General features: G+C 40.0%; 10 protein-coding genes. 3 read left to right on the forward strand and 7 right to left on the reverse strand.

The features are described from left to right. Positions 1–33: 33 nt before the first annotated feature. The 5 genes from ABFU83_RS05650 to tsaD all read right to left on the reverse strand — a co-directional run bounded on the left by ABFU83_RS05650 (position 34) and on the right by tsaD (position 4,012). Complete coding sequence (locus tag ABFU83_RS05650) at positions 34–990, reverse strand: zinc metalloprotease (protein WP_347069527.1); 957 nt, start codon at positions 988–990, stop codon at positions 34–36. Between the two features lie 131 nt (positions 991–1,121). After that, positions 1,122–1,628 (reverse strand): TrmH family RNA methyltransferase, encoded by a 507-nt coding sequence (locus ABFU83_RS05655; protein ID WP_347069528.1) that lies wholly within the window; start codon positions 1,626–1,628, stop codon positions 1,122–1,124. 2 nt (positions 1,629–1,630) lie between these two features. Continuing rightward, positions 1,631–2,272, reverse strand: coding sequence for a DUF4159 domain-containing protein (locus tag ABFU83_RS05660; RefSeq protein ID WP_347069529.1), 642 nt, complete (start codon positions 2,270–2,272; stop codon positions 1,631–1,633). Between the two features lie 11 nt (positions 2,273–2,283). After that, a complete protein-coding gene (locus ABFU83_RS05665; protein ID WP_347069531.1) occupies positions 2,284–2,988 on the reverse strand; it encodes a 16S rRNA (uracil(1498)-N(3))-methyltransferase in 705 nt (234 codons plus the stop codon). Between the two features lies 1 nt (position 2,989). After that, positions 2,990–4,012 (reverse strand): tRNA (adenosine(37)-N6)-threonylcarbamoyltransferase complex transferase subunit TsaD, encoded by a 1,023-nt coding sequence (gene tsaD, locus ABFU83_RS05670; protein ID WP_347069532.1) that lies wholly within the window; start codon positions 4,010–4,012, stop codon positions 2,990–2,992. Positions 4,013–4,220: 208 nt separating this feature from the next. Here tsaD and ABFU83_RS05675 point away from each other — a divergent pair, with 208 nt between their 5' ends. The 3 genes from ABFU83_RS05675 to gap all read left to right on the forward strand — a co-directional run bounded on the left by ABFU83_RS05675 (position 4,221) and on the right by gap (position 10,796). Next, positions 4,221–8,642 (forward strand): translocation/assembly module TamB domain-containing protein, encoded by a 4,422-nt coding sequence (locus ABFU83_RS05675; RefSeq protein ID WP_347069533.1) that lies wholly within the window; start codon positions 4,221–4,223, stop codon positions 8,640–8,642. A gap of 144 nt (positions 8,643–8,786) precedes the next feature. After that, on the forward strand, positions 8,787–9,773 hold the full coding sequence (gene pfkA / locus ABFU83_RS05680) for a 6-phosphofructokinase (RefSeq protein ID WP_347070196.1): 987 nt from the start codon (positions 8,787–8,789) through the stop codon (positions 9,771–9,773). Positions 9,774–9,794: 21 nt separating this feature from the next. Then, positions 9,795–10,796, forward strand: a complete 1,002-nt coding sequence (gap, locus tag ABFU83_RS05685) for a type I glyceraldehyde-3-phosphate dehydrogenase (RefSeq protein WP_347069534.1) — start codon at positions 9,795–9,797, stop codon at positions 10,794–10,796. Positions 10,797–10,906: 110 nt separating this feature from the next. Here gap and ABFU83_RS05690 read toward each other — a convergent pair whose 3' ends face one another. Both ABFU83_RS05690 and ABFU83_RS05695 read right to left on the reverse strand, forming a co-directional pair. After that, positions 10,907–13,084 carry a DPP IV N-terminal domain-containing protein gene (locus tag ABFU83_RS05690; RefSeq protein WP_347069535.1) on the reverse strand — a complete coding sequence of 726 codons (2,178 nt, stop codon included), beginning with the start codon at positions 13,082–13,084 and terminating at the stop codon, positions 10,907–10,909. A 179-nt stretch (positions 13,085–13,263) separates the two neighbouring features. Then, complete coding sequence (locus ABFU83_RS05695; RefSeq protein WP_347069536.1) at positions 13,264–14,469, reverse strand: aminotransferase class V-fold PLP-dependent enzyme; 1,206 nt, start codon at positions 14,467–14,469, stop codon at positions 13,264–13,266. Positions 14,470–14,615: the final 146 nt, after the last annotated feature.

Here is a 14,615-nt window from a genome sequence, read left to right on the forward strand (position 1 = left end):
TACAGCGAGTTTTAAACTTTTTAAATCGGAAGTTTACGGTTGTGCAAACGAGTTACGCGGTCCGCCACTGGCAAAAGTAGCCAGCATTCTCGATTTCTGACCGTTACTAAACATATACATGGCTGCATCGTCTACATAATCCATATAGTTCATGGTCATTTCAACCGGAGTTCCCGAACAGGTGCTGTAGTGTGGATAAGCCGGAACACCGTAGTTTGGTGCGTTATGCGTTGGTGTATCGGCTACTAAATCGTTTCCGCAGGTTGCATCGCCCCAGATATGTCTCAGGTTCATCCAGTGACCTACTTCGTGAGTAGCCGTTCTACCTTTGTTAAACGGAGCGGTTGCGGTTCCGGTTGTTCCTAAATATTTAGAGTCGATTACTACACCATCAGTTGCAGATGATCCGCCCGGGAATTGGGCATATCCCAGGATTCCACCACCAATAGTACATACCCAAAGGTTCAGTTTGGTTGTTGGAGATGTAGGATTAAGTCCTCCCTGTGCCGTTTTTTTCATCGCATCGTTAGTTCCCCATGAGGTTTTGGTAGTCGATTTACGATTCACCACATCCAATACAAACGAAATACCAACGTTGGCTTTTACGCCGGAAAATAATGCTGGTACGGATCCGAAATCGCTGTTTGTGGCATTAAAATCTTTATTTAATACGTCAATTTGGGATTGGATTTGTGCCAGTGAAATGTTTTCAGCGGTAGTACGGTACAATACGTTTACCACTACCGGGATTTCAATCTTTCCGTTTACAAGTCGGTTTTGTAGTACGGCGTTTTGTGTAAACTCTTCAATTTCATTCATTCTAATTGCCAGGCTTGGGTCGTTGCGTAATTGCTCTTCCAAAACCTGGTGCGAAGCACATCCTCTTTCGGTTAGTTTTGCTCCGGATGTAGTGTCGTTTACACTCGCTTCCTCTTTGTCACACGAGACTAAGAATAACAGCATGGCTGCTGATAATAATAGTTTTTTCATAATAAAATTGTTAAATAGTTATGAGATTTGGTTAAATATTAACACAATAATATAACAAAAAAATATATTATAAAAAGATTATCTTAAAAAAGTGAGTAAAAAATATAAAAATCTATAAAAATGTGATTTATCTATAGTTTGTTGGTTATTTCGAAAAGGGCGATTCCGGTGGCCTGAGCGACATTGATACTACTGTTTTTTCCAAATAGTTCAATATGAATGGTTTGGTCGGAATTGGAAAGAAAGGTTTCACTAACGCCGGAAATTTCGTTACCAATAACTAAAGCAATTGGGGTGTCGGTTTTCAGACTAAGGGAGCGTAGTGGTATGCTTTTATCGGTAATTTCAAGAACAACGATCTGGTAATTGTTGTCTTTTAAATAGGTTACCGCATCGGAAGCTTTTTCGATTATTGCATACGGCACCATATGGTGTGTACTACGAGAGGTTTTGTTGATTTTTCGTGATGAAAATACCAGTTGTTCGCCGGTTAGGATAATTTTCGCTACGCCAAATGCTTCACTGATCCTAAAAATGGAACCAATATTGGACTGAAAGTAAATGGCATCGCAAACTACGGTTACGGGGAATGTTTTTTGCTGAAACGAGGTGTTTTCGTGGGTGAGTTGTTCCTGCATGCTTAGTTTTTGAAAGCGTAATTGATAATATTCGCACCCATTTTTAAGGCTTTTTGGCGTACTTCGAACGGATCGTTATGGACTTCCTGATCTTCCCATCCGTCACCAAGGTCGGTTTCATAAGTGTATAAACATACCAAACGATTGTCGATAAAAATACCGAAAGCCTGCGGACGTTTATTGTCGTGTTCGTGTATTTTAGGTAAACCGTTCGGAAATGGGAAAGGTTGCTGATAGATAGTATGGTTATTTGGGATTTCCGTTAAAGGATTATTGGGAAAAACCCGTTTTAGTTCTTTCCGAATATATTGATCCATACCATAATTATCGTCAATGTGTAAAAAGCCACCGGAAGTCAGGTAGTTGCGAAGATTGGTAATATCATTATCACTAAAAACAACATTTCCGTGACCGGTCATATGAATAAAAGCATATGAAAAAAGATCGGGGCTTCCCACTTCGACCACAGCCGTTTTTGTGTTTATTTTGGTATGGATGTTCTGGTTGCAAAACTTAGCCAGATTGGGTAGGGAAGTAGGATTCCCATACCAGTCGCCCCCGCCGCTGTATTTTAAAACGGCGATTTCCTGCGAAAAAGCCAATGTTGTAAATCCGATACTTAAAAGTAAGAATAATTTTTTCATCCGAATCGCTGTTATTCGTTAGCGTATACAATACTATGGCAGGCTACAATAGCCGCTGTTTCGGTGCGTAGTCGCGTATTACCCAATGAAACGGGCATATAGTTCAGTTCCAGTGCGCTTTGTATTTCTTTTTCCGAAAAATCGCCTTCCGGACCAATCAGAATGGTGTATTTTTCGTTGGGCCTGATAGCGCTTTTAAGTAATGTTTTGCTGGTTTCTTCACAATGGGCAATACATAAATTTCCTTCCTGTTTTTGTGCTAAAAACTGCTTAAAAGGTATCGGTTCGTTTAGTTTTGGTAAATGGAACTGTAACGATTGCTTCATAGCCGACTGTATGATTTTGTCAAAGCGTTCGGTTTTGATCGTTTTTCGTTCCGAATGATCGCAAATAATCGGAGTGATTTCGTTTACGCCAATTTCCGTCGCTTTTTCCAAAAACCATTCGTAACGATCATTCATCTTGGTTGGTGCGACAGCCATATGGATATAAAACCGGTTCGGTTCAAAAAAGTCGGAATGCGTAATTTTTACGGTACATTTTTTATCGGAAGCGAGTATAATTTCTGTAGTGAATAAATACCCTAAACCATTGGTTACTTTTAAAATAGCACCTTCCTGTTTGCGTAAAACTTTAATAATATGTTTGCTTTCTTCCTTATCGAAAGAAAACTCTTTTTGTTGCTCGTTTATTTCGGGAGTATAGAATAACTGCATATTAAAATTCGATCCGTGCTTTCGATACTACTGAAGCATCGTTAAACTGGTTTTCCAAAAATTTATGATAGCCCACAATTCCAATCATCGCGGCATTATCGGTTGTATATTCGAATTTAGGAATAAAAGTTTTCCATCCGTATTTTTGTTCGGCTTCTTTCAAAGTATTTCGGATTCCCGAATTGGCCGATACTCCGCCACCGATGGCTACTTGTTTGATTCCGGTTTCCTTAACAGCCATTTTAAGCTTGTCCATCAAAATTTGAATAATCGTATATTGAATCGAGGCACAGATGTCTTCGATGTTTTTTTCGATAAAATCAGGATCTTGCGCGACGTTTTTTTGTATAAAATACAAGATCTGCGTTTTTAATCCACTAAAACTAAAATCCAATCCATCCACTTTGGGTTTGGTAAACGGATAGGCTTTCGGATTCCCGGTTTGTGCATATTTGTCTACCAAGGGGCCGCCGGGATAGGGTAATCCCAGGATTTTGGCACTTTTATCAAAGGCTTCACCTACAGCATCGTCGGTCGTTTCACCAATGATGGTCATGTCAAAAAAGCTGTCTACGCGGACAATCTGCGTATGACCGCCCGAAATGGTCATTGCCAGAAACGGAAATTCCGGTTTATCGTAGTTTTCTTCGTCTATAAAATGCGCCAGAATATGGGCGTGCATATGGTTTACGGCAATCAGCGGAACATTTAATGCCATAGCCAGTGATTTCGCAAAGGAACTGCCTACCAATAACGATCCCATAAGTCCGGGACCTTGGGTAAAGGCTACGGCCGAAATCTGTGCTTTTTCAACGCGGGCTTTCTTTAGCGCCACGTCGATTACAGGAACAATATTTTGTTGGTGCGCACGCGAAGCCAACTCCGGAACCACACCGCCATATTCTTCGTGAACCGACTGTCGGGCAACTACATTCGACAGAACTTTATTGTCCTTTAAAACAGCCGCCGCGGTATCGTCGCACGAACTCTCGATAGCTAGTATGTATACTGGTGATTTTGTCATAAAAAAGGCACGAAATTTGAATGTATTTTCCATCGACTGTATTATCTTTGAAATGTAAATTCGGGCTATAAAAAAATAATAGTTTTATTCCTACGAATTGCTTAAATTTACGAGTCGATCCGACAAATTTAAAACAAATAGAACTATCAAAAAATTAAAAAAAATACTATTTCGTGTAATTGTAGGCTTAATCCTATTTTTACTGCTGTTGGGTATTGCCCTGTCACTACCTTTTGTACAAACCGAAATAGCAAAATATGCGACCAAAGAACTAAATAAGGAATTTGGGACCGATATGCATATCGATAAAATTGCCATCACTGTTTTTGGCGGCGTGAAAATCAAAGGGATTTATGCGGCCGATAAGCACAAGGATACGCTGTTTTATATCAACCGACTACAGACGAATATTCTCGACTTTAAAAAACTTTCTAACGGTAAACTGATTTTCGGAAAAACCAGTATTGACGGTTTGAATCTGAAAATGAAAAAATACAAAGGCGAGGATAAAACCAACCTTGACGAATTTATTGCAGCTTTTGACGATGGTAAACCGGGAACCGGAAAGTTCCTGATGAAAGTGGCGCAGATGAATGTAACGTCAAGCCGTTTCCGTTTGATTGATGAAAATCTGGAACATCCGAAAGTACTCGATTTTACAAAGCTTAACGGTCAGTTGGATTTCTTTAAAATCAAAGGTCCGGTGGTTACAGCCGATATCAAACAACTGTCATTGTTGGATCACAGAGGTTTGCTGGTGGAAAATATGGTGACGAATTTTACCTATTCCAAAGAAAATATTCGTCTGGAAAAACTAAATCTGAAAACCAAGGAATCAACTTTGGTCGGTGATGTGATCCTGAAATACAAACCGAAAGACTTTTCGGATTTTAATAACAGAGTTGTGTTTGATGTCAATATGGAAAAAGCTTCCGTTTCGTCGAACGAGCTGAATTATTTCTATAATGAATTCGGGAAAAACCTGCGTTTCTATCTTTCTACGCATCTTACGGGAACACTGAATAATTTTACCACGCACGACCTTCGATTGTTAGACACGAACGATTCTGAAATTATTGGAACGGTCAACTTTAAGAACCTTTTTAATAAAAAAGGGGCGTTTTATATGAAAGGGAATTTCGATCGGGTGACGTCCAATTATACCAATCTAAAAGGAATTCTGCCGCGCGTATTGGGGGAAAGTCTGCCGGAAACACTCCACAAATTGGGGCGCGTGGATTTGGTCGGTGATATTGAATTGACCAAAACAAAGATTGATGCCGATATTTATCTGATGTCCGGATTGGGCGAACTAAACACACAGTTGGCCATGACCAACATCAATAATATCAATAATGCAACCTATAAAGGCGTTATTTCCCTGAATAATTTCGATATCGGAACGCTTGCCGGTGAAAAAGACTTGGGAAGAGCGACATTGGATCTGGATGTAAACGGAAAAGGATTCAATAAAAAATATCTTGATACCAAGCTTAAAGGAAAGGTTCAGAGTCTGACATATAACAAATACACTTACAGGAATATTACGATCGACGGTGAAATGAAAATGCCTTACTTTAAAGGCTATTTGAACAGTAATGATCCGAACCTGAAAATGGATTTCAACGGATTGGTGGATATGAGTTCGCGTATGAAAAATTATGATTTTCAGGCGCAAATCGATTATGCTGATCTGCATATGTTGAATTTTATGAAAAAAGATACCCTTTCTATTTTTAAAGGGGAATTAAAATTCAACGCCAAAGGAAATACACTCGACGATCTGGCCGGGAAATTAAATGTGATCAATGCATCCTATCAGAACAGTACCGATAGTTATTTCTTCCAGGACTTCCTGGTGGAGTCAGTTTTTGACGAACAAAAGGTACGAACGATAACCATTAATTCGCCTGATATTATTCAGGGAAAAGTGGTGGGTAAATATGAAATCAAACAGGTTCGCAAGATTATCGAAAATGCGCTGGGAAGTTTGTATGCCAACTATTCGCCGAATAAACTCAAACCCGGACAGTTTCTGGACTTTGACTTTACAATCTATAACAAAATTGTAGAAATCTTCCTGCCAAAGGTAATCGTAAGTGAAAACACCATTCTAAAAGGAAAAATCGATGCCGATAAAGGTGATTTCCAGCTGGACTTTTCGTCGCCGAGTGTGGTGGCCTATAACAATACGTTTGAAAATATCCGTATCGATGTGGATAATAAAAACCCGTTGTATAATGCCTATGTAGAATTGGACAGTATTAAGACAAAAGGCTATAAAATTTCAGATTTTAGTCTGATCAATGTGACGATGAACGATACGCTTTTTGTCCGTTCGGAGTTTAAAGGAGGGCCGAAAAATCAGGATTTCTTTAACCTGAACTTGTATCATACGATCAACGAAAAGAACCAGTCGGTTGTCGGTCTTAAAAAATCGGAAATCAATTTCAGAGATTATCTGTGGTTCCTGAATGAAAAAGATACCAAAGACAATAAAGTTGTTTTCAATAAAAAATTAACGGATTTCTCGATCGAAAAAGTCATCTTGTCGCATAATGACCAGAAAGTGGAACTGGAAGGTGTTTTAAAAGATTCGACCTACAAACAGTTGCGTCTGTCGTTTAACGATGTCGATCTGGAAAAAGTCACACCGGCTCTGGAGAATATGTCGTTTGGTGGAAAACTAAACGGTGAAGTCAATCTCGAACAAAATAAAGCCATTTATTTGCCAACAGCAGCTTTAACGGTCGATTCCCTTCGCGTCAATAAAGTCATGATGGGGGATCTGAATCTGGAAGTAACCGGCGAAGATTCATTCCGAAAGTTTAATGTCAATTCCTCGATTATTAATGATCACGTAGAGAACTTCTTCCTGAACGGTAATATCGAGATCATCAATAAAGAAAGCATACTAGCGTTGAATGCCGGCTTTACCCGATTTAACATTAGTCCGATCGGGCCGCTTCTGGGAAGTATTTTTTCCGATATGCGCGGTTTTGCCTCGGGTAGGGCGTCGATTGCAGGAAGTGTCAAAAATCCGGAAGTAGATGGTAGCCTTTACCTGAATGAAGCCGGGATGAAAGTCCCGTATCTCGGTGTGGATTATAATTTCGAGGAAAATGCCCTGATCAACCTGACAGAAGACCAGTTTATTTTCAGAAATATCGAACTCACCGATACCAAGGAAAAAACCAAAGGAACACTTAACGGTACGATCCGACATAAAAAACTCGAAGACTGGCAATTGGATTTAAAACTGCGATCAGACAATCTACTCGGACTTGATACGCAGGATCACGAAGATGCGATTTATTATGGTAGGGCTTTTATTAAAGGTGAAGCTTCGATTACCGGTCCGGTAAACAACCTGTATATCGAAATGGATGCCGAGTCGAATAAAGGAACCAATATCAAAATTCCATTAAACGATGCGCAAGGTATCGGAAATAACTCGTTTATCCACTTCCTGAGTAAAAAGGAAAAAGAGGCCAAGCAAAAAGGATTGGAAGAAGTGGTGTTGAACAAGTTTAAAGGAATTGAACTAAAATTCGAATTCCGGATCACCCGTGATGCCGATATCGAAATCATTCTCGACAAAAATACCGGTCACGGAATGAAAGGAAGAGGAGAAGGATTTATCACCATGGAAATCAATACCATGGGTAAATTTAATATGTGGGGCGATTTCCAGACCTATAAAGGAGAATACAACTTTAAATACCTGGGCTTAATCGATAAGAAATTTGAAGTAAAAGAATACGGAACCATTCGTTGGGATGGTAACCCGATGAATGCGGCTTTAAATCTTCAGGCGGTATACAAAACCGAGGCCAATCCGGCGGTTATTTTGGACAATGCGTCCTTTAGTCGTAAAGTACCTACAGAGGTTTATATCATGCTAAACGGAAACCTGAGTAATCCGGAACCGGATTTCCGAATCGAATTCCCAAGTGTGAGTTCGGTATTAAAATCGGAAATCGATTATAAGCTTAGCGACCGGGATGTACGTCAAACACAGGCGTTGGCCTTGTTGGGAACCGGTGGCTTCCTTTCGGCCGAGAGTGCTTCGAATTCGGTGTATGGTAGTTTATTCGAAAGAGCCAGTTCGATTTTTGACGATATTTTTGCCGGTAGTGACGATAAAGTAAAAGTCGGTTTTAACTTTGTTCAGGGCGACAGGACTCCATTTGCCCAAACGCAGGGTAAAGTTGGCGTTACGGTGTCGTCTCAAATCGACGATCGTATTACTATTAATGGTAAATTTGGGGTACCGGTTGGCGGTAATCAGGAATCGGTTATTGTGGGTGATGTCGAACTCCAGTTACGACTTAATAAAGACGGATCCTTAAAAGCCAGAGCCTTTAACCGTGAAAATGATATCAATTATATCGGAGAAGGTATCGGTTATACACAGGGAATCGGAATTTCCTATGAGGTCGATTTCGATACGATGCGGGAATTATGGCGTAAAATCTTTACCAAAGTAAAAGAAAAAGACACCACCAATCCGACCGACCGTTTACCGGATTCGGATCTCGCTCCGGACTTTATTAAGTTTATTGAAGATCGTAAAAACAAAAACGCAGAGGAACCGAAAAAGGAACAACGCGCGCCGGACGTTGATTAAAACTCGGCCAGACAACTAAACAACAACACTTCTTATTATACAACATTTTTGCTACGTTACGAATGTTAGGTTTTTACTAAATATGCCTATATTCTGTAAGGTATCTCGTGTTTATTTATTAAATTTACAATAAACGAATATATGATGTCAGAAACAATAAAGAAGATCGGTGTGCTTACATCCGGAGGGGATTCGCCGGGTATGAATGCAGCCATCCGTTCCGTAGTGCGTACCTGCGCTTACCATAATATTGAATGTGTCGGAATTTACCGCGGTTTTCAGGGAATGATTGAGGGTGACTTTAAAGAAATGGGCCCCCGTTCGGTTAACAATATTGTGAATAAAGGCGGAACGATACTAAAATCGGCACGATCAAAAGAATTTATGACACCCGAAGGGCGTAAAAAAGCCCACGATAACCTTAAAAATGCCGGAATTGATGCTTTAGTGATCATTGGTGGTGACGGAAGTTTTACCGGCGGTCTTGTATTTAATAAAGAGTACAACTTCCCGATTATGGGAATTCCCGGTACTATCGATAACGATATCTTCGGAACCAGTCATACCCTCGGATTTGATACCGCTTTAAATACCGTGGTGGAAGCGATCGATAAAATCCGTGATACGGCCAGTTCGCACAACCGTCTGTTTTTTGTGGAAGTAATGGGACGTGATGCCGGACATATCGCTTTAAATGCCGGAATTGGTGCCGGAGCCGAAGATATTCTGATCCCGGAAGAAAACCTGGGATTGGAACGATTACTGGAATCGCTGCGAAAAAGCAAGACGTCCGGAAAATCGTCCAGTATTGTCGTAGTAGCCGAAGGCGATAAAATCGGAAAAAACGTTTTTGAATTAGGGGATTATGTAGAAGAAAATATGCCGGAATACGATGTTCGCGTATCGGTTTTAGGACATATGCAACGCGGTGGATCACCGTCCTGTTTTGACAGGGTATTGGCCAGTCGACTTGGCGTAAAAGCCGTAGAATCCCTGTTGGAAGGGAAATCCAACTTTATGGTTGGGTTGATCAACGATAAAGTAGAACTGACGCCATTGGAACAAGCAGTTAAGGGACATTCGGAAATCGACAGGGAACTGTTGCGCGTTTCGGAAATTGTTTCGATTTAATAATTTTTAAGAAAGAATGTGATGAAAGTAAAATTAGGAATTAACGGATTCGGAAGAATCGGTAGAATTGTTTTCAGAGAAACCATTAAAAGAGATAATGTTGAAGTTGTAGCAATTAACGATTTACTGGCAGTGGATCATTTGGCATACCTGTTAAAATACGATTCGGTTCACGGTCGTTTCGATGGGAAAGTAGAAGTAAAAGACGGTCAGTTATATGTAAACGATAAATTTATCCGCGTAACAGCCGAAAAAGATCCGTCACTATTAAAATGGGATGAAGCGGGAGCAGAAGTTATTGCCGACTGTACCGGAATTTTTACCACGCTGGAAAAAGCGGAAACCCATATTAAAGGTGGTGCAAAAAAAGTAGTGATTTCGGCACCATCGGCCGATGCGCCAATGTTTATCATGGGGGTTAACCACGATAAAATGACCGCTTCGGATACTATAATTTCGAACGCATCTTGTACAACAAACTGTCTGGCACCATTAGCAAAAGTTTTAAACGATAATTTTGGAATCGTAGAAGGATTAATGACCACGATTCACGCGACTACAGCAACACAGTTAACGGTTGACGGTCCGTCTAAAAAAGATTTCCGTGGCGGACGTTCGGCTTTGGTAAACATTATTCCGGCATCGACCGGAGCGGCCAAAGCAGTAACAAAAGTTATCCCGGAATTAAAAGGAAAACTAACCGGAATGGCAATGCGTGTACCGGTAGCGGATGTTTCGGTAGTTGATTTAACGGTTAAACTTCAAAAAGAAACCTCGTATGCCGAAATTATGGATGTATTAAAAAAATCGTCTGAAAACGAAATGAAAAACATTATCGGATTTACCGAAGACGATGTGGTTTCTCAGGATTTTGTTTCCGATACGCGAACCAGTATTGTAGATGCAAAAGCGGGAATCGAATTGAATTCAACGTTTTATAAAATCGTTTCCTGGTATGATAACGAATATGGTTATTCTTCCAAATTAATTGATCTTGCGGTGTATGCCGGACAATTGAAATAAGAATAATAAATAGTTCTAAAATAAAAAAGCCTTTTCGCTGTAGCGAAAAGGCTTTTTTATTTTGAGTTACACCTGACAGGTTTTTAAAAACCTGTCAGGTGTAGAAACTATTAGTTATTCTTTAAATGCAAATCGAAATAACGGGCGATTTTTTCATTTAAGTGAATACGGTCTCTACCGGATACATTGTGTTCGTGCGTCGGATAAAGGAAATAATCCACTTGTTTACCGGCTTTGATACACGCTTCGATAAACTCCATACTTTGTTGTTGTACCACTACCGGATCCTGCGCTCCGTGAATCACTAATAAATCCCCTTTTAATTGGTTTACTTTATTGATCACGCTGGATTTTTCATAACCATCAGGGTTTTCCTGTGGCGTATCCATATAACGCTCACCATACATTACTTCATAATATTTCCAGTCGGTTACCGGTCCACCAGCTACACCAACTTTAAACGTATCGCTTTGGTTTAGCAGTAATGAAATGGTCATAAAACCACCAAAACTCCATCCGGAAACACCAATTTTATTTTGATCTACAAATGATTTGGATTTTAAGAATTCCACACCTTTCATCTGATCCGCCATTTCATTCTGACCTAATTTTCTATGGTTCACATGACAGAAATCTTTTCCTCTGGAATCACTTCCACGGTTATCCAATGTAAACACTACATAACCCTGTTGTGCCATATAATTGTCGAAAAGATTGGCACCACCCAACCAACGGTTGTTTACCAATTGCGCGTGCGATCCACCGTAAACATACACCATTACCGGGTATTTTTTGGTAGCGTCAAAATTAGCAGGATAGATCAAACGTCCGTTTAGAGGCGTTTTTCCGTCGGCAGATGTAATCGTTACCAATTCCATTTTCGGCATGTTGATTTTACCGGCATATGGATTTTCAGCACTGATCAATGAAGTCGCTTTTTTAGATTTAACGTTTACAATAGCTGCTTCGTTTGGCGTGGTCGTATTGCTATACTGATCGAAATAATACGCTCCGTTTGAACTTAAACTCGCCGCGTGTGTTCCGCTAACGGTTGTTAACGTAGTTGTTTTCCCTGATTTAAGATCCACTTCATACAACAGACGGTCTAATCCGTTGTTTGCCGTTCCGATATAGCTGATTTTAGTTCCTTTGGCGTCAAAATCCAACAGGTCTTTTACCACTACATCTTTATAGCCTAATTTCTTGATCAGTTTTCCATCCGTACTATAAAGATACAATTGGTTGTATCCTTCGTTTTCGGTCTGATATAAAAACTGATTTGGATTGTTTGGTAAGAACGTCAAATCGTGTTGTGGCTCTACATATGTACTGGCTTTTTCTTCGAATAAGGTTTTTACCAACGCACCTGAAACCACATCATACTGGTTTAACTTCAAATGATTTTGCTCGCGGTTTAATAAACCTACATAGATAAATTTACCGTTTGGATCCCAGGTAACACAAGTAAGGTACTGTTCTTTAGGTTCGCCTGTTTTAAGTGTTACTTTAGTATTGGTGTTCGCGTCAAAAATTACTAAAGTAACTTCTTCGCTCTTCATTCCGGCCATCGGATATTTGATATCTTTTACCTCAGCAACGCGGGCTCCGAAATCAACCAACGGATAATTGGTTACCATTGTTTCATCTTTGCGGTAGTACGCCAGTTTATCACCGGATTTGTTCCACCACATACCCTGGTGAATTCCAAACTCCTGACGGTGTGTATAGTCACTTCCGTTTACGATGCCGCTGTCGGTATCGTTCGTTACTTCGATGGTTTTCCCATTTGCATCGGTAATACGGATGTTGTTTTTGTTTAACCAGGCTACACGGTTTTTAGCATCGGTTGCCAGTTGGTTACTTGCATCAGACGGAATTGATAAGGCTTTGGTAATGCTTTTTTGTGTCGCGTCAAATTCGACGATATAATTTGCTTTTTTACCGGCTACTTCAAAAGCCATGATATTGGCGCTTTTCCACTCATAGGCAAACGGGAACATTCTTAGATTGAACTCGTCCTGTGGGAATTTGGCGCGTAAAGCATTCTGAACATCGTCTTTGGTCAATAAGGTGGTTTCTTTCCACTGGTTGTTTTCGTTGCGGGTTACCAGATTCTGGTAGGTGTTGTCAAGATACGTAATCGCACTTACATCTTTTCGCCATTGTGTGGCCAACATCGATTTCGGTGCATACGTACGCATGCCTGTAGTTGCTTCTTCGATCGTCAGGTTCCGTTGCGCAAACGTCATCGAACCGGCTAAAAGAAACAGAAAAGTGAACTTTTTCATTTAGTACTAGAATTTTAAAAGGCTAAATTTATTTAATCTTATAGGATTATCGTGTTAACATCAACACAAAAAACACTACTGTTAGTCATTAGTTGCAGGATTGCCGATTTTGTTACAAACAAAAAATCCGCCTAAGACATAAAATCTTAAACGGACTTAAACTAAAAAAAACTAAAAACTTAATTTAAAATCGAAAGTTCCTTCATACAATCTTTCATCATCTGATAGGTTCTCTCAATATCGTTATCCAATCCGATGGAGAAACGGATTAATCCGTCTGTTAAGCCCATTTCGGCTTGTTCTTCCAATGGAATTTCGGAAGATGTTGATGTTCCCGGTGCACTGAATAAGGTTTTGTAAAACCCTAAGCTCACCGCCAGGTATCCTAAATTACGGTTTTGCATCAATTCCATAAGCGCATTGGCTTTATCCAACGAACCTACGTCAATCGTTAACATACCACCAAATCCGTATTCCGGATTGATCATATTTTTATAAAGTTCATGGCTCGGGTGACTTGCTAATCCCGGATATACGGTTTTAATTCCGTCTTTTTCAAATTTTTCAGCCAGATACAGAGCGTTATGACTGTGTTGTTTCATACGGATATGTAACGTTCTCAGGTTTTTTAAAACACTGGCCGAACGCAAACTGTCCATTGTTGGACCTAAAAGCATGCTGGCTCCGTCGTTTACATTTTTTAAGGAGTTGATAAAGTCATGCGTTCCGCAAACCACACCGCCAACTGTATCGCTACTTCCGTTGATGTATTTTGTTAAACTGTGAATCACCACATCGGCTCCTAATTTGGCAGGCGCTACCGATAAGGGCGAAAAAGTATTGTCAACAACCAAAGTAAGGTTGTGCTTTTTAGCCAGTTTGGCAAGACTCTCAATATCGGCTACTTCCAATAAAGGATTACTAACCGTTTCGCAGTACAATACTTTAGTATTGGGTTGGATAGCGGCTTCTACCACGTCCAGTTTCGTAATGTCTACAAATGTTGTTTTAATACCCAAACGAGGTCCGAAATTTTTAAGGAAAGCATACGTTCCACCATAAATGGTACGACTAGACACTATGTGTTCTCCATTTTGACATAGTTGCAATAAGGTTGGTGTGATCGCGCCCATTCCGGATGCCGCTACGTTGGCCGTTTCGGTTCCTTCCATCGCAGCCAACGCTTCACCTAAATATAAGTTACTAGGGGAAGAGTGACGGGAATAAAGGTAGCAACCTTCGGCATTTCCTTCGAAAGTATCGAACATGGTTTTGGCCGACAGGAAGGTATAGGTAGACGAATCGGAGATAGATGGGTTAACGCCTCCAAATTCGCCAAAATACTGTAAGTCCTGTATTTTATCAGCCGGGTTGAAATTTTTCATGCTTCTATAGTTAGTTGTGTTATACTATGTAATATAAAATGTCAAAATAAAGTTATTGGTGAAAAAAAGTCAATGATAGTTTTTAAACTTAGATAATAAAACTATTAAAATGTATATTTGTAGTTTAATTTTTTGTTTTAAAGTGA

The organism is Flavobacterium sp. WV_118_3, from assembly GCF_039778605.1.
Classification (GTDB): Bacteria; Bacteroidota; Bacteroidia; order Flavobacteriales; family Flavobacteriaceae; genus Flavobacterium.